This window comes from Actinomycetospora endophytica (assembly GCF_021026375.1).
Classification (GTDB): Bacteria; Actinomycetota; Actinomycetes; order Mycobacteriales; family Pseudonocardiaceae; genus Actinomycetospora; species Actinomycetospora endophytica.
In genome coordinates, this window is record NZ_JAJNDB010000008.1 from 100,312 (window position 1) to 118,549 (window position 18,238).

Genomic DNA, 18,238 nt, shown 5'->3' on the forward strand with positions numbered 1-18,238 from the left:
GATGCGCTCGGATCCGGGCCCTGGCGCGGATACGCTCGGACGGACCACACCGAGCGTGAGGGGGATCCGTGCCGTACCCGGAGCGCCTCCTCGTCGCGGGTGAGCGGGTCGCGCGGCACGTGCGGCCGCACTGGCGGATGCTCGTGCTCCCGGCGGTCCTGCCGATCGTGGTCGCGTTCCTCGGCGCGTGGCTGGTCGCCCTCACCCGCTCGACGCCGTGGTCGATCACGGTGCTCGTCGCGGTCCTCGTGGTGGGGATCGGGCTGGTCGGGTGGTTCTCGGTGGCGCCGGTGATGCGCTGGCGCTCCACCCACTTCGTCGTCACCGACCGGCGGATCCTGGTGCGCGAGGGCGTGTTCTCGCGCAGTGGCGTGGCGGTGGTCGGGGCGTCGATCACGTCGGTACGCACCACGCGGACGTTCTCCGACCGGATGCTCGGCTGCGGGACGCTCGTGGTGGCGGTCGACGACACCCGTGAGCCGTGGCAGTTCGACGGCATCGGGCGCGTCGACCGGGTCGCCTCCGAGGTCGAGCGGATGGCCCAGCGGCGCGGCGGGCTGCGCCCCGACCGGTGGGGCGCGTGGCGGGACGGCGACGTCGAGGACGCCGAGGACGCCGACTGGAGCGAGGACGACGAGGACGAGGACTGGGACGACGCCGACTGGGACTCCGAGGACGACGACGAGCGCGACTCCCTCGCCGACGTCCCCGCGCCGCGCCCCCGTCGCCGGCTGCCGTTCACCCGTCGTCGGGCGTTGACGGCGGGGCGGTAGGGGCGCTGGCGTCGGCGACGGGCGCTCTCGGCTTGATCAAGAGCACGTGGCGCACGCCGTATCGCCCCGGAGCTGCGCATTGTGCCCCTCGTCGCGCGAGCCGCACTGCCCTCGCTGATCAAGAGCACCTGACGCATGATCCGAACGATCCGAAGCTGCGCGATGTGCCCCTCGCGGGATCGGGTGGCGGTGGCGCGGCGCACAGCCCCACCCACTCGTTGATCAACAGCACCTCACGCAGGAATCGAGCGCTCCGTAGATGCGCGGTGTGCCCCTCGCCGAACCGAGCGGAACCGGCGCACACCCGCCGTCGTCGGAACCCGTGTGGGGATCGACGTGCTGCCGGGCTGGCTCGAGGCGCTGGGCCTGTCACCGCCGACGGTGCTCGTGGCGCACGACCCCGACGAGGTCGGAGACGACGCCGAGAAGCTCTGGTGCGTCGTCGCCGGCCCCGAAGGCTGGGACGTCTACTGGGTCGAGGACGGGCAGCGGTGGTCGTGGACCCGGTTCGACGAGGAGTCGACCGCGTGCTTCCACCTGTTCGGGCGCCTCGCGTGGGCCCAGATGATGCGGGGCGCGCTACGGGCCGGCGGGCCCCGGTGACCCGACGATCCGGAGCACCGCGTCGTGCAGCAGCCCGTTGGTCGACACCGCGTCCCCGCCGTCGATCCGCTCGGCGCCGGCGAAGTCGGTGAGCCGCCCCCCGGCCTCGCGCACGACGACGGCGGGTGCGGCCAGGTCCCACGCGCTCGCCCCGGGCTCGGCCACGACGTCGAACAGCCCTTCCGCGACGAGCATGTGGTGGAGGAAGTCGCCGAACGCCCGGCTCTCCCAGGTCTCGCGGGTCAGCGCCAGCCAGCGGTCCTGGGCGCCGATCTCGCGCCAGTACTCGAGGTCGGTGGTCGACACGTACGCGTCGCCCAGCGCCGACACCGCGGACACCCCGATCGGGGCCGCCTCGATCCCGCGCGCGACGTCGGTGGTGAACGCCCCGAGCCCGCGCGCCGCCCACCACCGCCGGCCCAGCGCCGGGGCGCTGACGACCCCGACCACCGGGTCACCGTCGACGACCAGCCCCAGCAGCGTCGCGAACACCGGGACACCGCGCGAGTAGTTCTTGGTGCCGTCGATCGGGTCGACGATCCAGTGCCGGGTCGCCGTGGTGTCGCCGCCGCGTTCCTCGCCGAGCACCGCGTCGTCCGGCCGCTCGGCGGCGAGCAGCCGGCGGACCTCGTCCTCGCAGGCGACGTCGGCGTCGGTCACCGGGGTGCGGTCGGGCTTGCGGTCGACCTTCAGGTCGCTCGCCCGGAAGCGGCCGTGGGTCACCGCGTCGGCCGCGTCGGCGATCCGGAGGGCGAGGTCCAGGTCGGCGGCGAGGGAATCCGTCACGGCGGGCATCTTCCCAGGAAGGACGGGCACAGCCGCACGGAGATCATGCATCCGGCGGACTAGGCTGCTGGTCCATGACCACCGTGCTGCTCGTCGAGGACGATGCGGCGATCGCCGGACCCCTCTCCCGCGCGCTGACCCGCGAGGGCTACGAGGTGGACGTCATCGACGACGGCCCCTCGGCCGTGACGCGCGCCGGTGAGGGCGAGGTCGACCTCATGGTGCTCGACCTCGGCCTCCCGGGGATGGACGGCCTCGAGGTGTGCCGCCGCGTCCGCGCCGGCAAGCCGGACCTGCCCGTGCTCATGCTGACCGCGCGCACCGACGAGGTCGACTTCGTCGTGGGTCTGGACGCCGGCGCCGACGACTACGTGGGCAAGCCGTTCCGCCTGGCCGAGCTGCTCGCCCGCGTCCGGGCCCTGCTGCGGCGCCGCGCCCCCGAGATCCTCGACGCCGGCGGGGTGCGGATGGAGCCGTCCGCGCGCCGGGTGCTGGTGGACGGGGTCGAGGTCGGGCTCGCGAACAAGGAGTTCGAGCTGCTGCGGGTGCTGCTCGCGCACGCCGGGCAGGTCGTGTCCCGCGAGGAGATCCTCCGCGAGGTCTGGAACGACCCGGAGATGAAGACCTCGAAGACCCTGGACATGCACATGTCGTGGCTGCGCCGCAAGCTCGGCGACACCGACGCCGGCCCGACGTCGGGCAAGCGGATCTCGACGGTGCGCGGGGTCGGGTTCCGCTTCAACACGTAGGGGCGAGGGGTGCGCCGCCGGATCCTGATCTCGACGCTGCTCGTCGTCGCGATCACCGTGACCGTGCTCGGTGGCCCGCTGGCGTTCACCACGTGGCGCCTGGTGGAGGACTTCACGCACGCCGAGCTGGCGGGGCGGCTGAGTCAGGTGGTCAACACCCTCGACGCGCAGGTGCAGTCGGACCGGCCGGTGAACCTGGAGGCGGTGGCGATCGCCGTCCCGCCGGGCGGCTCCCTCGTCGTGCGCACCCCGCGCGGGACCAGCGCCATCGGTGACACGACGGACCCGACCCAGGTCGCCGAGACCCTGCCGTTCGGACTGAACGGCTCGGCCGTGCTCTCCGAGCCGGCCGCGGAGATGCGCGCGCGCCAGCTGCAGGCCACGGCGCTGGTGCTCTCCGCCGTCCTGCTCTCGGTGGCGGTCGGCGCGGTCGTCGCGACCCTCACCGCGCGGCGCCTCGCCGACCCCCTGCAACAGGTCGCGGGCCGGGCGGCCCGGCTGGGCGCGGGCGACTTCCGGCCGACCCCGCACCGTCACGGCATCCCCGAGCTCGACCGGGTGGCCGACGTCCTCGACTCGTCGGCGGTCGCGCTGGCCGAGCTCCTGCAGCGCGAGCGCGACCTCGTCGGCGACGTCTCGCACCAGCTGCGCAGCCGGCTGACCGCGTTGCAGCTGCGCCTCGACGAGCTCTCGATGCACCCGGACCCGGACGTCTCCGCCGAGGGCGGCGCGGCGCTGGAGCAGGCCGAGCGGCTCTCCGAGGTCCTCGACGAGCTGCTCAGCTCGGCCCGGGAGGCGCGGGCGGCCAGCGCCTCGCCGCTGGAGCTCGACGGCGAGCTGGCGGCGGTCCGGGACGAGTGGCAGGGGCCGGTGGGCGCCGAGGGCCGCACGCTGCGGGTCCGGGTCGGCGAGGGGCTGGTGGCCCGCGCGACGTCGGCCCGGCTGCGCGAGGCGCTCGGCGTGCTCGTCGACAACGCCCTGCGTCACGGTGCGGGCACCATCACGATCTCCGGGCGGCACTCCGACACGGACACGATCGTCGTCGAGGTGTCCGACAACGGCGACGGGGTGCCCTCCGAGCTCGCGCCGCACGTGTTCGACCGCGGGGTCTCCGGCGCGGCGTCCACCGGGGTGGGTCTGGCGCTGGCCCGGGCGCTGGTGGAGGCCGACGGCGGGCGCCTGGAGCTGGCGCGCACCCGGCCCGCGGTGTTCGCGGTGTTCCTGCCGGTGCCGCGGACCGACCAGGTGGTGGCCACCCCGCGTCCGCTGCCGGCGACGGGGCCGCGGTAGCCGGGTCGTCAGTCGGCCAGCGCCGCCGGGAACACCCACCGCCGGAACGCCCACCAGCGGAACGCCATCGCGAGCAGGGTGCCCACCACCTGCGCGCTGACGAGGTCGGCCGCCTGCTCGGTGAACGCCGAGACGTACGGCGTCGCGAGGTGCAGGACGTAGCGCGAGACGCCCAGCGGCGCCGCGTTGACCAGCAGGGCGATGCCGGACACGACGAAGTAGAGCGTCGCCTCCCGGGGCCGGGCGAGCCCGCCGCGGGCACGGAAGGACCACTCGCGGTTGGCGAGGTATCCGACGATCGTCGCGACCAGCACCGCGACGATCTTCGCGGTGACCGGCTTCGGCTCGAGGATCGTGTTCTCGAGCAGGAGGAACACGGCGGTGTCGACGACGAACGTGCTGGCCCCGACGATGGCGAACCGCACCAGCTCGCCGTGGCGGCGCAGCAACGCCTGGAGGCGGGGGCGCGCCAGCGAGCCGTCGATCCGCATCGCGCCCGAGTCTAGGGCCGGGACCGCCCGTGGTGATGTCGGACGAGCGCATTGGTCCGAGCGGGTCGACACCGCCCGGCGGGAAACCTCCGCCGTCGACTGGGGCGGTTGGCAAGTACTCGCCGGATCGCATATGCTTTCCATACGGAAAGTGCTTGCCGGGGAGGGCGACATGACGCACGAGGCGATGGCCCAGGTGGCCGCACAGCGGGAACAGTTGGCGGAGAAGGCGCGCCTGCCCTGGTGGTTCTGGGTGCTGTTCACCGTCGCGACCGTCGGGCTGGTCGGTGGCCCACTCTTCGCGCGGGCGCTCCCGGGCGACGTCTCGACCTACGTGATCACGTGGCCGTCGATCCTGGTCTACGCGGTCGCCGACCGACTGGTGCGGTGGACCCGGGGGATCAGCCTCTCGACCCGGATGACCGCCTACCCGTCCGCGCGGCGGCCCGGGATCGCGTTCCTGCTGATCGGGATCGTGGGCATCATCGGGGTCTCCACGCTGCACCGCGTCGAGCAGCTCCCCTGGGCCGTGGCGGTGCTGGTCCTGGCGACGGTCCTCATGGTCGGCGCCATGGTGGCCATGCAGCGGGCGATGCGGCGGGACATCCGCGAGGGCCGGGTGCGCTCCGCGTGACACCCGCCCGGGATCCGCTGCTCGAGGTCGGTCCGCGTCTCGCGATCTGCGCGCTGCTGCAGGGCGCGAAGTGGGCCGACTTCGCGACGGTGCGCGACACCGTCGGCGCGGGCGACTCGGTGATCTCGAAGCACACCCGCACGCTCGAGGACGCGGGCTACCTCGAGGTGCGCAAGGGCGCCGTCGGACGCCGCGCCCGCACCTGGTTCCGGCTGACCGACGCCGGCCGCGAGGCGCTCACCGCCCACCTGGCCTGGTTGACCGAGCTGGGTGCCTTCGGCCTGTGAGCAGTAATTGACGCTCCAGCGTCAATTACTGCTCACGAGCGCGGAGCGCACCTAGCAGGCCTTCGCCACGTCGCACATCAGCCCGGCGACCCGCGGGACGCCCCAGCCGGTCTGGTAGTCCCAGCCCGGCAGCGACGGGTACGCGCCATTGGTGCTCGGCAGCCCGCTCCGGACGTCGGTGGAGCTGATGTCGTGGAAGTCGCGGGCGTAGGTCGCGGGGTCCTTGCCGACGCGGTAGAGGTCGAAGTTCGCGAAGCCGAGCCCGCCGCCGGCTGACGACGCCGACTGGATCCGCGCCCACATCCCCGCCCAGAGCGGCGACGACAACGACGTCCCGCCGCCTCCGCCGTCGCTGAACTTGCCGTCCGAGACGATGTCGTAGCCGTTGCCGAGGACGTCGCCGGACTGCGCCGCGACGTCGGGGATCCCGCGGCAGACGCTGGTCGGCGCCGTGACGCACGGCAGGTTCAGTCCCGGGGTGCCCTGCTGGTAGGCGGGCGCCGGGGTGAACAGCGCGGTGCCGCCGCCGCCGTGGGTCCAGCCGTACTCGCGGGCGCGCCCGCCGCGGCCGTCGGTGTAGAGCACCGTGCCGCCGACGCCGACGACGTAGGGCAGCGACGCCGGCGAGTTGGTGATCGGCACGCCCTGGTTGAGGACGCCGTTCCCCGCGCCGACCACCGGCAGCGACGCCACCGGGCACGACGACCCGGTGTCGCCGGTCGAGGAGAAGATCGTCTTGCCCTCGAGCGCCGCCTGCCGGGTGATCGCGGTGAGCGTGGTGTCGAGGTTGTTGCCCAGGCCCTGCGCGACCGGCGGCGCCGGCTGCGGGTTCGTGATCGGGTTGTTCAGCACGCCGGAGACCACCGGCACCTGCTCGCACTCGCCGAAGCTCGCGGACGCCTGGCGCGGCGAGTCCTGGTCGTCGGTGAACTGGCTGAAGGTCCTGGCGACGTCGGCGTCGGACAGGTCGGTCCCGAAGTAGAGGTCCATCCCGCCGATGCCCGGGGCCATCCCGTGGGACGCCTGGGTGTCGATGTTCCACTCGGTGTGGCCGGAGTCGTCGGAGAAGTCGGTGTCACCGGCCGGGTGCTTCACCGTCACCGGCGGGTGGCCGAGCCGGAACCGGTCCTCGAAGGCCCGCAGGTCGGAGATCACCCCGTCGGTGCGGCCGTTGCCGAAGATCGCGACTCGCTGCCCCGACCCGGTGTGCGTGGGCGGCTGCTCGTAGACCGACCAGAGATCGGCCGGGGTGGTGCCGCCGGTGCAGGCCCCGGGCAGACAGGTCGACTGCAGCGGGCCCTGGGGCAGCGGATGCGGGGTGTGCATCTGCTGCAGCGTGTTGAGGCCGACCACGTTGGTGATGCCGAGGTTCCCCGGCAGCTGCGGATCCGCGGTGTTGGCGAGGAACTTCCCGTCGGGGGAGTCGAACCCGTGCAACGGGGTGGCGAACAGCTGCGACACCGCGTCGGCCGGCCCGTCGGCGGCGATCTGGTCGCGCGCCGCGGACACCGAGACCACATGCATGCCGGTGGAGGACAGCCAGGCCTTCGCGGCGTCGGCGGTCCTGGCGGGCACCCCGAAGCGGTCGACGAACGCGCCCACCGACAACGGCGCGGCCTTCCCGTTCTGTTGGGCGGCCAGCGCGGCCTCCTCGCCGGCCACGTCCGGGCGCTGCAGGGTCACCATGACGTGCATCGGTGCGTTGCCCGGCGCGGGCCCCTGGTCGGTGGCCTTCGCCAGACCGGGCAGCACGTTGCGGGTGGAGACGAGGCCGGGGGCCGGTATCGGGCCGTCGACGACCGAGCGCGGTGCGGTCGAGCCCGATGCCGCCGCTCCGGCGGGTGGCGCGGCCGGGCCCGGCGCAGCGGCCGCGGCGCCCGGGACGAGCACGGCGACGGCGAGCGCGGCGGCTGCGGCTACGGGCAGCAGTCGAGTGGTGACCGACACGAATGGTCGAACGAGTCGGCGCCGTTCACGGTGCGATCACCGCCGTGACGATCTCGTTGCCTCGCGGCCCACTCGCGTCTCCACCCGCGTCTCCACCCCGCCTCCACCCGCAGGACGACGTCCGCGGTCCGGGGCCTCCCTAACGTCGTTCTCGCCCCCGGAACACCGGGGTCACGGACCATCGGGGAGGACGACATGACCGCCATGGAGACCGCACCGCAGCACTCCGCAGGCGCCCACCGCGTCGCCCCGGCGGAGGCCACCGATCGCCGCCGGCAGTTCCTCCGGGCGGCCATGAACCCGACGCTGCTCTTCGGCATCGTCGCGCCGTTCGTGGTCTACGAGCTGCTGAGCGGGCGGACCTCCGTCGTGACGGCCCTCGCCGTCGGTGCCGTGTTCCCCGCCGCGGCGACGCTGTGGACGCTGATCCGCACCCGGCGTCCCGATCCCATCGCGCTCATGACGCTCGGCGGGATCATCCTGGGCCTGATCGGGGCGCTGATCTTCGACAGCCCGCTGTTCCTGCTGCTCAAGGAGTCGGTCGTCACCGGGACGATCGGGCTGGTGTTCCTGGGGTCGCTCCTCGCGGCGCGCCCGCTCACCTTCGTGCTGGCGCGCTCGATGATGGCCTCGACGCCCGCGCAGTCGGCCGCGCTCGAGGCCAGCTGGGACCGCGCGACGGTGCGCGCCGGGCACCGGCGCACGACGATCGAGTGGGGCACCGCCCTCGTCGTCGAGGCCGGTCTGCGCGCCGCGCTCGCGTTCGTCCTGACGCCCGGGACGCTCCTGTTCGTCTCGCCGTTCCTGACGGCGGCCGTCATCGGCCCGGTCGCGATCGTGACGTTCCGCCGGCGTCGCCGGGCGGCGGCCCGCCTCGCGGAGGACCAGGCCTGAGCGGACACGACGGAGCCCGACCCACGACTCGATGGGTCGGGCTCCGTCGTCGCGTCGTCAGCCCTTCTGCGCGACGACGAGGTAGCTCTGCCCGTTCAGCCGCTGGGTGAGGGCGTCGAGCTCCCGCCCGTAGCCCTTGGCGACCTCGATGGCCACCGAGACCTCGGTGCTCCAGCCGCGCTCGCGCAGCCAGGCGGCGGGGTCGGGGCGCTCGTCGGTGTAGAGCAGCTGCGTCATGTCGACGCCCATGGTCGCGGCGATGCGCCGGAACGCGGGGTCGGAGATCTGCTGGGCGACGTTGGTGAAGTCCTCGATGGCCCACTCCGAGCCCGGGGCGGAGCGCTCGTCGATGGCCGTGCACAGGGCGTCCTGGGCCTCCGGGGGCAGGTAGGGCAGGAGTCCCTCGGTGAGCCACGCGGTGGGCCTCGTCGCGTCGAACCCGGCGGCCTCGAGCGCCGCGGGCCAGTCGTCGCGCAGGTCGGCGCGAACGGCGCGGCGGTCGCAGCGCGGGGCCACCCCCTGGGCCTCCAGCACCTCGTCCTTGAACTGGATCATGAGCTTCTGGTCGACCTCGTAGACGACGGTCCCGTCCGGCCAGTCGAGGCGCTGGGCCCGGGTGTCGAGGCCGGCCGCGAGGATGACGACCTGGCGCACGCCCCGGTCGGCCGCGGCGGCGAAGTACTCGTCGAAGAACTTCGTGCGCGTGCCCATGTAGCCCGACATCATCTGCCAGGTCTCGTCCTCGGAGTCGTCCTTCGGCTCGGTCGGACGGACCGGCAGCGGGTGGGCCGGGTTCGCGGCGGCGACGAACGACTCGGCGTACGGGTCGGAGATCAGGCCGTCGGGGCGGTGCGTGTCGACGGCCCGCCCGGCGGCGACGACGAGCGCCGTGAGTCCCACGCTCGACACCACGTCCCACTGCTCGAACCGGCTCGCCAGGGCCTGGTCGTCCACCATCGAAAATGCCTCCCCGTAGAGGTTGTTAGCGTTCACAACGAGCGTCCGGGATAGATCCGACATGGGCAAGCGGAGGGTGACGATATTGACACGCGCGGTATCCGATTGCCCGCGACCGATGGATCCGTGCTAGACGACCGGCCCGTGACGGTCGGTCCGGGTCGTGCCCGCCAGGAAGAGATCTACCGCGACGGCGTCTCGGGGCGGCGCCCCCGGGTGCCCACCGCGCCCGCCGAGCGCGAGCGCCGGGGTCGGCGGGCGATGAGCCGGGCGGCGGACGCGTACGTCAGCGGTGGCGCCGGGGCCGAGGCGACGATGCGCGCCGACCGGGCCGCGTTCGGCCGGTACGAGATCGTCCCGCGCGTGCTCCGGGGTTCGGTGGAGCGCGACCTCTCCGTCGACCTGTTCGGCCGGCGCCTCCCCTCACCGCTGCTGCTCGCCCCGATCGGCGCGCTCGACCTCGTCCGCCGCGACGCCGACCTCGCCGTCGCGCGCGGGGCGGCCGCCGCGGGCGTCCCGATGATCGTCAGCAACCAGGCCGGCTCCCCGCTCGAGGCGATCGCGGCCGCCGGGGGTGCCGCGCCGCGCTGGTTCCAGCTCTACTGGTCGACCTCCGACGACCTCGTCGACAGTTTCCTGCGCCGCGCCGAGGGCAGCGGGTGCGACGCCGTCGTCGTCACCCTGGACACGACGATGCTCGGCTGGCGCCCGCGCGACCTCGACCGCGGGCACCTGCCGTTCAGCCGCGGCCTCGGGATCGCGCAGTACACGTCGGATCCGGTGTTCCTGCGGCTGGCCGCGGACCGGGCATCCGCGCCGCGTTCCGGACCCGCGCCGCGCATCACTCCGCGGGCCGTACGGACGCTGCTGGAGATCTCCCGCCACCACCCCGGGGGCCTCCTGGACAACCTCACCTCGCCGCTGCCCCGGGCCGCCGTCGAGACCTTCCTCGACGTGTACTCGCGCCCGCACCTGTCGTGGTCCGACCTCGCGAGCCTGCGCGGGCGCACCCGCCTCCCGATCGTGCTCAAGGGCGTCCTGCACCCCGACGACGCGCGCCGTGCCCTCGACGCGGGCGTCGACGGGCCGCTGGTCTCGACCCACGGCGGACGGCAGGTCGACGGCGCGGTCGGCTCGCTGGACGCGCTGCCCGGCGTCGTGGACGCCGTCGCGGGCCGGGTGCCGGTGCTGCTGGACTCGGGGGTGCGCACCGGGGCCGACGCCGCGCTCGCCCTCGCGCTGGGGGCGACCGCGGTGTGCCTGGGCCGGCCGTGGGTGTGGGGGCTCGCGCTCGCCGGGGCGGGCGGGGTCGAGCAGGTCGTGCGGGACGTGCTCGCCGAGCTCGACCTGACCGTCGGGCTGGCCGGGGCGCGGACGCCGGCCGAGGTCGAGGTCCGGGCGCGTCGGTGACCAGAACCGTTGCTTCTGGCGGCGGTCATGACTGTGTCTTGGACTTCTGAGGTCGGCGTTCCGAGGATGAGGTCATGACGAGCACCGAGACCGACTTCCCGGCCGACGTCCGCGGCTCCGTCCTGCGCCGCGGCGACGACGGCCTGCCCGACGGGGTCGTCGGGTTCCAGACCGCGGACCCGCACCGACCCGACGTCGTCGTGAGCGCCCTCGACGCCGACGATGTCGTGGCCGCCGTGCGCCACGCCGCCGCGCACCACCTCCCGGTCGCCGTCACGGCGACCGGCCACGGCCACATGACCGGACTCGCGGGCGGGGTCCTCGTGGCCACGGGGCGGATGCGCGGGGTGAGCGTCGACCCGGCGTCGCGGGTGGCGCGGGTCGAGGCCGGCGCGCGCTCGGCGGACCTCGTCGCGGCGGCGGCCGGGCACGGGCTGGCGCCGGTGTCGGGGTCGTTCCCGGGGGTCGGCGTCGTCGGCTACACGCTCGGCGGCGGGCTGGGCCTGCTCGGGCGTGAGTCCGGGTGGGCGTCCGACCGGCTGCGGGAGGTCGAGATCGTCACCGCGGACGGGGTGCTGCGGCGGGTCGGGCCGGGCGACGAGCTGTTCGCGGCGCTGCGTGGCGGGCGGCCGGCGGTGGGCGTGGTGACGGCGGTGTCGGTCGGGCTGGTGCCGCTCGGGCCCGTCGTCGGGGGTGGGCTCTTCCTCGACGCCGCGGACGCGGACCGGGTCCTGCCGGTGGTGCGGCGCGTCGGCGAGGCGGCGCCCGAGTCGCTGGGCGTGTCGGTCGGGGTGATCCCGATCCCGGACCTGGAGGGCGTGCCGGCGCCGATCCGCGGCCGGACGGTGCTGCACGTGCGGCTGGTGGACACCGACGGGGCGGCCGCGCGAGAGGCGGAGGCCGCGCTGCGGGCGGTGTCCCCGGTGCTGCTCGGTGGGCTGCGGGAGTTGCCGTGGACCGAGAGCGGTTCGATCTTCGCCGAGCCCGAGGTCCCGCACGCCTACGAGGGCATGAACGTGCTGGTGTCGTCGCTGTCCGACGCGGCGCTCGATGCCGTGGTGGCCGCCGCGCGCTCGGCGTCGGTGGGGTGCGTGGTCGACGTCCGGCGGCTCGGCGGCGCGCTGTCCCGCCCGGCCGACGGGCCCGACGCGGTCTCGTTCCGGGAGGCGGGATGGATCGTGCGGGTGCTGTCTTCGCGGGGGGAGGTCCCGGACGCGGAGATGCGGGCGGCGCACGCGGCGGTGCTGGCGCCGGTGGCTGAGGTGACGCTGGGTCGGATGGCGGGGTTCGTGTACGGCGGTGCGCCGGTCTCGGACGAGGAGCTGTACGCGCCGTCGGTGCGGGCGTTGCTCGCTCGGGTGCGGGAGGCGGTCGACCCGCGGGGGATGTTCGGCGGGTGATCGCGCGGTCCCGTTCTGAGCGAGGGGCCCCTTCGGTCGGCTCTATCGACTGCGGGGGCCCTTCGCTCGTCTCGTCGGGCCGGGTCGGCGTTCTGGCCGGGGGCGCCCTTCGCCGGTCTGTTCGAGCGAGGGGCCCGGCGCTCAGAACGAGCGGGGGTGGGGTGAGGCGGGGGTGGGTCGGGCGCGGGGCTCAGCGGAGGAGGACGTCGAGCGCCGGCTCGAGGAGGCCGCGGTGGGACGAGCGGGACTCGCGGAGCTCGGCGCCCAGCCCGAGCACGCGGAGCCGGACGAGCGGGGAGGGTGTCTGCTGGTCTTCGACCGAGTCGTCGTGACTCGGTTGCGAGCGGGCACTCGACGGTTGGGCGTGGTGTGTCGCATCCGGTGACCACGTCCCGGACGTCACCGTGCCGCTGCTCGCGACCTCGCTCCGGCGCGCAGGTCGGTCGTCGGAGCCCGACGCGCCGGCCGCGTCGGAGGAGCCGGACAGGCGCGCCGCCGACTCCTCGGTCTGCGGTTGGGCCGCGACCGACGGGACACGTGCGACGTCGGGTCGTGCGCTGGTGCCGGGACCACCCGCCGCCGCACTCGACGGTCCGGAATCGCCCGCCGTCGTGCCCGACGAGCCGACACCACCCGCCGTCGTGCCCGACGACCCACCGGGCCCGCTCGGTGCGGAGCCGCCGGGAACGGTCGGAGCCGAGGGCATCCCGAGCGCCCCGGGGGCGGCCGGGCCGGGCGGCGACAGCCCGGGAAGCGCCCCCGGCAGCACCGATCCCGGGAACGTCACCGCCGGGGCCGCCGCCTCGGGTACCGCCGGCGCGCCGGTGCCGAGCGCGGTCGCCGTCGCCACCCCCAGCCCCGCGAGCCCCACCGCCGCCGCGCCCAGGCGCCGGGCCCGCGGGACCTCGGCGGCGCGGACCACACCCCCCACCGAGCCGAGCACTCCCACGACCCCACCGCCGGCGACGACCCACTCCGCCGTCGTCGGCCACGAGCCCGTGAACACGCCGGGCGCCGCGCGGTCGGCCAGGTAGCCGACGAGGGCGGCGCCCAGGACCAGCGGCGCGATCGTCGAGCGCAGGATCCCGGAGTTGACCTCCCGCAGCTCCGAGGCGAGCGCCCGGCACTCCGCGCACTCGCGCAGGTGCTCCTCGACCTTGGCCGCGTCGCGCTTGGACAGTCCGCCCCGGGTGTAGGCGCCGAGCTTCTCCTCGGCCTCGCGGTGCCTGCGGTCGCGCGGCGGGGCGGCGGCGCCGCCACCGGCGAGGTGCTCCTGCAGGTACGCCTGCCGCAGCCCCTCGCGGGCGCGGTAGCCCAGCGCCGAGACCGCGTTCGCGGTGAGACCGAACAGCGGGGCGATGTCGGCGGGCGAGTCCCCCTCGACCTCCAGGTGCCACAGCACGGCCTGCCAGCGCTCGGGCAGCGTCGCGAACGCCCGGGCGGCCAGCGAGCGCTCGAGCCCCGCGACCGCCGGATCGGCGAAGGGCACGACGGTGCGCTCCGGGTCGATGCCGATGACGTCGCCCATGTCCTCGGTGAGGTCGAGGCGGCGTTCGGCGCGGGTGCGGTCGTAGGCGAGATGGCGCAGCGAGGTGAGCAGGTAGGCCCGGAACGCCTCGGTCGGACCGCCTCCGGCACGGAGGATCTCCAGCAGGCGGGCGAAGGCGGCCGAGACCAGGTCCTCGGCGTCGGCGGGGGAGCGGGCGAGCTGGCGGGCCAGGCCCCGGGCGGCGTCGCGGTGGCGGGCGTAGAGGGTGCCGAAGGCGCGTGAGGACGCCGCGTCCCCGGGGCGCCCCCGCACGACGGCGAGCAGTTCCGCGTCGCTGCGGGCGTCCGCGCGTCCGGACCCGTCGTCCGGCTCACCGCCGGACACGGGCCCGTCGACCGGACCGCCGCCGTCCGCCATCTCGGCACACCACCCCCTCGCGGGCGAGTGTGCGGGCGCGCACGAGAGGATCCCTGCAGCGTCACCGTCACGGATGACCGTCTCGCGCGTCGCCACCACAGGACCCGGCGATGGTGTACGGGCCGACGGACGAGTAGGAGAGGCGTGCATGACCCTCGCGGACGAGCGCACCGAGGACGTCGCGTCCTCGGACGACCGGGCGATCGGTGACACCGTGAGTCGCCGCCCGGGCCGCGGTCTCGCCCTCGAGGCACTCCGGGAACGGTGGTTCGCCTGCAGCAACGCGCTCGGGTGGTCGGTCGTCTCGGAGTGGCCCGACCCGGCCGTCGACGAGGTCTGCGAAGCCGTCCTCGACGGGCACACCGGCCCGCCGCTGGAGCAGGCGCTGACCCACTGGGCGGGCGCGCGCGCCACCGCGGGCATCGGGCTCGACGAGACGCTGTCCGACCTGGCCGCCCTGCACACCGCGGTCAGCGGGGCACTGGGCGAGCTCGGGCCCCGTCGTCGGCTCGCTCTTCCCGGAGCGGACGGGTCGCGGCTGGTGCGGGTCGTGTCGCTGGGCTGGACCGACGTGGCGTGCGGGGACCTCTCCGAGACCGCCGCCGTCGACCCGCTCTCCGGGCTCGCCAGCTCCCGCTACCTGCTCACCCGGCTGGCCGAGGTGCACCGCGCCGCCCGCGCGGGCGGCACCCGCGTCCCCGAGACCCACGCCCTCGTCGCGATCAACCTCCCGGTGGCGGGGTGGTCGCGGGTCGCGCCGTTGACGGTCGCGGGCGACGCGGCGTCGGTGGTGTTCGACGCCGGCGAGACGATTGCGGTGGTCGGGCGCTCGACGGTCGTCGTGCTCGCCCCGCGCGCCGGCCTGGCCGCCCGCGTCCGGGTGCTGCGCGGGCTGCTCGCACGGCGGCTCTCCGGAGCCAGCGGGGTCACCGGGACGCCGGGCGCGCGCATCGTCGCGCTGCCCGCCACGCTCGACGGTGTGCGGGACACCCTGACCCGGCTCCGCGACGCCGAGCCGCCCCTGCCGCGGCGTGACCGCATCATCGGTCTCGACGTTCCCGCGATGGGGACCGAGTCCGGCGCTGGTGCTGGTGACGACGACCGGCCGGGTCCGCCTGAGGCCCCCGGTCCCGCGCCCGATTAGTCTTCCCTGCTCGTGGAGAAGCGCACCGGCCTGCCCGTCGTCGCGATGGTGGGAGGCGGCCAGCTCGCGCGGATGACCCACCAGGCGGCGATCGCCCTCGGTCAGTCGTTGCGGGTGCTCGCGGTGGGGCCGGACGAGCCGGCCGCGCTGGTCAGCCCCGACATCGTCCTCGGCGACCACCGCGACCTCGACGCGCTGCGCCGGGTCGCCGCGGGGGCCGAGGCGCTCACCTTCGACCACGAGCACGTCCCCGGCGAGCTCCTCGAGACGCTCGTGGCCGAGGGCGTCGCCGTCCACCCCGGTCCGGACGCGCTGCGCCACGCCCAGGACAAGCTGGTGATGCGCCGCCGCCTCGCCGAGCTGGGCGAGCCGGTGCCGCCGTTCGCGCCGGTCGAGGGCACGTCCGACGTCGAGGCCTTCGCCGCCGAGCACGGGTGGCCGGTGGTGCTCAAGGCCGTGCGCGGCGGCTACGACGGGCGCGGGGTCTGGATGCTGGACTCCCTGGAGGAGGCCGCCGCGACCGTCCCCGAGCTGCTCGACGCCGGCACGCCGCTGATGGTCGAGCAGAAGGTGGCGCTGCGCCGCGAGCTGGCCGTGCTGCTCGCCCGCTCGCCCTACGGGCAGGCCGCGGTCTACCCGACGGTCGAGACGGTGCAGGTCGACGGGATCTGCACCGAGGTCCTCGCGCCGGCGCCGGGGCTGTCCGACGACGCGGGCGAGGCCGCCGAGGAGCTCGCGCTGCGGATCGCGGCCGCGCTCGGCGTCGTCGGGCTGCTCGCGGTGGAGCTCTTCGAGACCCCCGACGGGCGGGTCGTGGTCAACGAGCTGGCGATGCGCCCCCACAACTCCGGGCACTGGTCGATGGACGGCGCGGTCACCGGGCAGTTCGAGCAGCACCTGCGCGCGGTCCTCGACTATCCGCTGGGCTCGACGTCGACGCTGCGGCCGGCGTGCGTGATGGCCAACGTGCTCGGCGGTGATCCGGTTCCGGCCACCGGTCCCGACGAGCGCCTGCACCACACCCTGGCGCGGTTCCCCGAGGCGCGCGTCCACCTCTACGGCAAGGCCGAACGGCCGGGCCGCAAGATCGGGCACGTCAACATCACCGGCGACGACATGGACGACCTCCGGCGCCGCGCGCGCCTGGCCGCGGACCATCTCGCGACCGGTGTCTGGACCGACGGATGGAGCGTGCACTGATGTCCTCGGAGCTCGAGGTGGCTGGTCACCTGCCGCCGCTCGTCGGCATCGTCATGGGCAGCGACTCGGACTGGCCGACGATGCAGGCCGCCGCGGAGGCGCTCGACGAGTTCGGCGTGCCGTGGGAGGCCCGCGTCCTCTCGGCGCACCGGACCCCGCGGGCGATGCTCGACTGGTCGGAGTCGGCCGCCGGGCGTGGGCTCCGCGTGGTGATCGCCGGGGCCGGCGGCGCGGCACATCTGCCGGGCATGGTGGCCGCGGCGACGGTGCTCCCGGTGATCGGCGTGCCGGTGCCCCTCAAGCACCTCGACGGGATGGACTCGCTCCTCTCGATCGTGCAGATGCCGGCGGGGGTCCCGGTCGCGACGGTGTCGATCGGGGGCGCCCGCAACGGCGGTCTGCTCGCGGTGCGGATCCTGGCCGCGGCGGACGCCGGGCTGGCCTCGCGCATGGCGGACTTCCAGGCTGATCTGCGCACCTCGGTGGCCGGGAAGGACGAGGCCGTGCGCAAGCTCGGACCCGGCGGGGCCTGAGCGTTCCAGCGTGACTGTCAGGGGGTCGCGACCCCTTCTGCGACGCCCCGGCGAGCCTCGCGAACGGTCGTGGGGTGTGTGCCCGCGGGAACTACGTCAAGGAGATGCCGGGCCGGCAGACCGACGTGATCCATGACGGTCGAGGCGAGCAGCCGCACACGGTGCGAACCACCACCCCGACCGGCCACACCTACACCAGCCGCGCCGGACCCTGACCTCGCGGGCCTAGGGTGGCCCCGTGGACCTGAGGATCTTCACCGAACCCCAGCAGGGCGCCTCCTACGCCGACCTCCTGCGCGTCGCGCGCACCGCCGAGGACGCGGGCTTCGACGCGTTCTTCCGCTCCGACCACTACCGAGCCATGGGTGGGGTGTCCGGCGAGCCGGGGCCGACCGACGCCTGGACCACGCTCTCCGCGCTCGCCGTGCAGACGGAGCGGATCGCGCTCGGCACGCTGGTCACGTCGGCGACGTTCCGCCTGCCCGGCCCGCTCGCGATCACCGTGGCGCAGGCCGACCAGATGTCCGGCGGGCGGATCGAGCTCGGGCTCGGCGCCGGCTGGTTCGAGGCCGAGCACACCGGCTACGGCATCCCGTTCCCGCCGCTGGCCGAGCGGTTCGAGCGGCTCGCCGAGCAGCTCGAGATCGTCACCGGGCTGTGGACGACCCCCGCCGGCCAGCCCTACTCGTTCTCCGGCGAGCACTACACCGTCGTCGACTCGCCGGGCCTGCCCAAGCCGGCCCGGCCGATCCCGGTGATCATCGGCGGGAAGGGTCCGCGCCGCACCCCCGCGCTCGCCGCCCGGTTCGCGACCGAGTTCAACATCCCGTTCACCCCGCTCGACGAGGCCGCGCCGCAGTACGAGCGGGTCGCGCAGGCGTGCACCGACGCCGGTCGCGACCCCTCGGAGCTGGTCCTGTCGGCCGCGCACACGCTGGTGATCGGGCGGGACGACGCCGAGGTCGCCCGCCGCGCCGAGGCCGTCGGGGGCGGCACCGGGCCGCTGGAGAGCAACCCCCTGGCGGGAAGCCCGGCGCAGATCGTCGACGCGCTCGGGCGTTGGCGCGAGCGCACCGGCATCACCCGCGTCTACCTGCAGGCGCTCGACCTCACCGACCTCGACGCGCTCGAGCTGGTCGCCTCGGAGGTCGCGCCCCAGCTTCGCTGACGCCCGTGCGTGCGTTTCCGTGCTCAGGCACGGAAACGCACGCACGTGCCGTCAGGCCAACGTGAG

At 74.9% G+C, this 18,238-nt stretch carries 18 protein-coding genes; 13 read left to right on the plus strand and 5 right to left on the minus strand.

Annotated elements, in window-relative coordinates; genetic code table 11:
* Positions 1-68 precede the first annotated feature (68 nt).
* Positions 69-773, plus strand: a complete 705-nt coding sequence (locus LQ327_RS28995) for a PH domain-containing protein (RefSeq protein WP_230739456.1) — start codon at positions 69-71, stop codon at positions 771-773.
* Positions 774-1,097: 324 nt separating this feature from the next.
* Positions 1,098-1,376: a hypothetical protein gene (locus LQ327_RS29000; RefSeq protein WP_230739458.1), complete on the plus strand. Its 279-nt coding sequence runs from the start codon at positions 1,098-1,100 to the stop codon at positions 1,374-1,376.
* On the opposite strand, the gene LQ327_RS29005 is transcribed toward LQ327_RS29000, so the two are convergent.
* The gene (locus tag LQ327_RS29005; RefSeq protein WP_230739460.1) at positions 1,353-2,171 is read right to left on the minus strand and encodes an inositol monophosphatase family protein; all 819 of its coding nucleotides are present in this window, start codon (positions 2,169-2,171) and stop codon (positions 1,353-1,355) included. The two genes, LQ327_RS29000 and LQ327_RS29005, sit on opposite strands and share 24 nt — an antisense overlap.
* Positions 2,172-2,236: 65 nt before the next feature.
* Here LQ327_RS29005 and LQ327_RS29010 point away from each other — a divergent pair, with 65 nt between their 5' ends.
* A complete protein-coding gene (locus LQ327_RS29010) occupies positions 2,237-2,911 on the plus strand; it encodes a response regulator transcription factor (protein ID WP_230739462.1) in 675 nt (224 codons plus the stop codon).
* Positions 2,912-2,920: 9 nt separating this feature from the next.
* Positions 2,921-4,201 (plus strand): sensor histidine kinase, encoded by a 1,281-nt coding sequence (locus LQ327_RS29015; RefSeq protein ID WP_230739463.1) that lies wholly within the window; start codon positions 2,921-2,923, stop codon positions 4,199-4,201.
* Between the two features lie 8 nt (positions 4,202-4,209).
* On the opposite strand, the gene LQ327_RS29020 is transcribed toward LQ327_RS29015, so the two are convergent.
* Complete coding sequence (locus tag LQ327_RS29020) at positions 4,210-4,692, minus strand: GtrA family protein (protein WP_230739464.1); 483 nt, start codon at positions 4,690-4,692, stop codon at positions 4,210-4,212.
* Positions 4,693-4,864: 172 nt separating this feature from the next.
* Between LQ327_RS29020 and LQ327_RS29025 the strand changes: the two genes are divergently transcribed.
* Together LQ327_RS29025 and LQ327_RS29030 are read left to right on the plus strand one after the other, a co-directional pair.
* A complete protein-coding gene (locus LQ327_RS29025) occupies positions 4,865-5,326 on the plus strand; it encodes a hypothetical protein (RefSeq protein WP_230739465.1) in 462 nt (153 codons plus the stop codon).
* Complete coding sequence (locus LQ327_RS29030; RefSeq protein ID WP_230739466.1) at positions 5,323-5,613, plus strand: winged helix-turn-helix domain-containing protein; 291 nt, start codon at positions 5,323-5,325, stop codon at positions 5,611-5,613. Before LQ327_RS29025 ends, LQ327_RS29030 begins: the two co-directional genes overlap by 4 nt.
* A gap of 51 nt (positions 5,614-5,664) precedes the next feature.
* Here the strand turns inward: LQ327_RS29030 and LQ327_RS29035 are convergent, their stop codons facing one another.
* Complete coding sequence (locus LQ327_RS29035; protein WP_230739467.1) at positions 5,665-7,560, minus strand: S53 family peptidase; 1,896 nt, start codon at positions 7,558-7,560, stop codon at positions 5,665-5,667.
* A gap of 195 nt (positions 7,561-7,755) precedes the next feature.
* On the opposite strand from LQ327_RS29035, the gene LQ327_RS29040 reads away from it, so the two are divergent.
* Entirely contained in the window at positions 7,756-8,454 is a 699-nt protein-coding gene (locus LQ327_RS29040; RefSeq protein ID WP_230739468.1) for a VC0807 family protein, read from the plus strand.
* A 57-nt stretch (positions 8,455-8,511) separates the two neighbouring features.
* Here the strand turns inward: LQ327_RS29040 and LQ327_RS29045 are convergent, their stop codons facing one another.
* Positions 8,512-9,411, minus strand: a complete 900-nt coding sequence (locus LQ327_RS29045) for a class I SAM-dependent methyltransferase (RefSeq protein ID WP_230739469.1) — start codon at positions 9,409-9,411, stop codon at positions 8,512-8,514.
* A 144-nt stretch (positions 9,412-9,555) separates the two neighbouring features.
* Here LQ327_RS29045 and LQ327_RS29050 point away from each other — a divergent pair, with 144 nt between their 5' ends.
* Together LQ327_RS29050 and LQ327_RS29055 are read left to right on the plus strand one after the other, a co-directional pair.
* Positions 9,556-10,821 (plus strand): alpha-hydroxy-acid oxidizing protein, encoded by a 1,266-nt coding sequence (locus LQ327_RS29050; RefSeq protein ID WP_230739470.1) that lies wholly within the window; start codon positions 9,556-9,558, stop codon positions 10,819-10,821.
* Between the two features lie 74 nt (positions 10,822-10,895).
* Positions 10,896-12,221, plus strand: coding sequence for an FAD-binding oxidoreductase (locus tag LQ327_RS29055; protein ID WP_230739472.1), 1,326 nt, complete (start codon positions 10,896-10,898; stop codon positions 12,219-12,221).
* 190 nt (positions 12,222-12,411) lie between these two features.
* Here LQ327_RS29055 and LQ327_RS29060 read toward each other — a convergent pair whose 3' ends face one another.
* Complete coding sequence (locus LQ327_RS29060) at positions 12,412-14,127, minus strand: sigma-70 family RNA polymerase sigma factor (RefSeq protein ID WP_230739474.1); 1,716 nt, start codon at positions 14,125-14,127, stop codon at positions 12,412-12,414.
* 148 nt (positions 14,128-14,275) lie between these two features.
* Between LQ327_RS29060 and LQ327_RS29065 the strand changes: the two genes are divergently transcribed.
* From LQ327_RS29065 to LQ327_RS29080, 4 genes are all read left to right on the plus strand, one after another.
* The gene (locus LQ327_RS29065) at positions 14,276-15,271 is read left to right on the plus strand and encodes a GGDEF domain-containing protein (RefSeq protein ID WP_230739476.1); all 996 of its coding nucleotides are present in this window, start codon (positions 14,276-14,278) and stop codon (positions 15,269-15,271) included.
* Between the two features lie 12 nt (positions 15,272-15,283).
* Positions 15,284-16,471, plus strand: a complete 1,188-nt coding sequence (locus LQ327_RS29070; RefSeq protein ID WP_230739478.1) for a 5-(carboxyamino)imidazole ribonucleotide synthase — start codon at positions 15,284-15,286, stop codon at positions 16,469-16,471.
* A 29-nt stretch (positions 16,472-16,500) separates the two neighbouring features.
* Entirely contained in the window at positions 16,501-17,004 is a 504-nt protein-coding gene (gene purE, locus LQ327_RS29075) for a 5-(carboxyamino)imidazole ribonucleotide mutase (protein ID WP_230739784.1), read from the plus strand.
* 238 nt (positions 17,005-17,242) lie between these two features.
* Positions 17,243-18,172, plus strand: a complete 930-nt coding sequence (locus LQ327_RS29080; RefSeq protein WP_230739480.1) for an LLM class F420-dependent oxidoreductase — start codon at positions 17,243-17,245, stop codon at positions 18,170-18,172.
* Positions 18,173-18,238: the final 66 nt, after the last annotated feature.

Excerpts from the sequence above, each read along its gene's own strand:
- LQ327_RS29005 (WP_230739460.1), bottom strand. The coding sequence starts at position 2,171 with ATGCCCGCCGTGACGGATTCCCTCGCCGCCGACCTGGACCTCGCCCTC.
- LQ327_RS29010 (WP_230739462.1), top strand. The coding sequence starts at position 2,237 with ATGACCACCGTGCTGCTCGTCGAGGACGATGCGGCGATCGCCGGACCC.
- LQ327_RS29020 (WP_230739464.1), bottom strand. The coding sequence starts at position 4,692 with ATGCGGATCGACGGCTCGCTGGCGCGCCCCCGCCTCCAGGCGTTGCTG.
- LQ327_RS29025 (WP_230739465.1), top strand. The coding sequence starts at position 4,865 with ATGACGCACGAGGCGATGGCCCAGGTGGCCGCACAGCGGGAACAGTTG.
- LQ327_RS29040 (WP_230739468.1), top strand. The coding sequence starts at position 7,756 with ATGACCGCCATGGAGACCGCACCGCAGCACTCCGCAGGCGCCCACCGC.
- LQ327_RS29045 (WP_230739469.1), bottom strand. The coding sequence starts at position 9,411 with ATGGTGGACGACCAGGCCCTGGCGAGCCGGTTCGAGCAGTGGGACGTG.
- LQ327_RS29055 (WP_230739472.1), top strand. The coding sequence starts at position 10,896 with ATGACGAGCACCGAGACCGACTTCCCGGCCGACGTCCGCGGCTCCGTC.
- LQ327_RS29060 (WP_230739474.1), bottom strand. The coding sequence starts at position 14,127 with ATGGCGGACGGCGGCGGTCCGGTCGACGGGCCCGTGTCCGGCGGTGAG.
- LQ327_RS29065 (WP_230739476.1), top strand. The coding sequence starts at position 14,276 with ATGACCCTCGCGGACGAGCGCACCGAGGACGTCGCGTCCTCGGACGAC.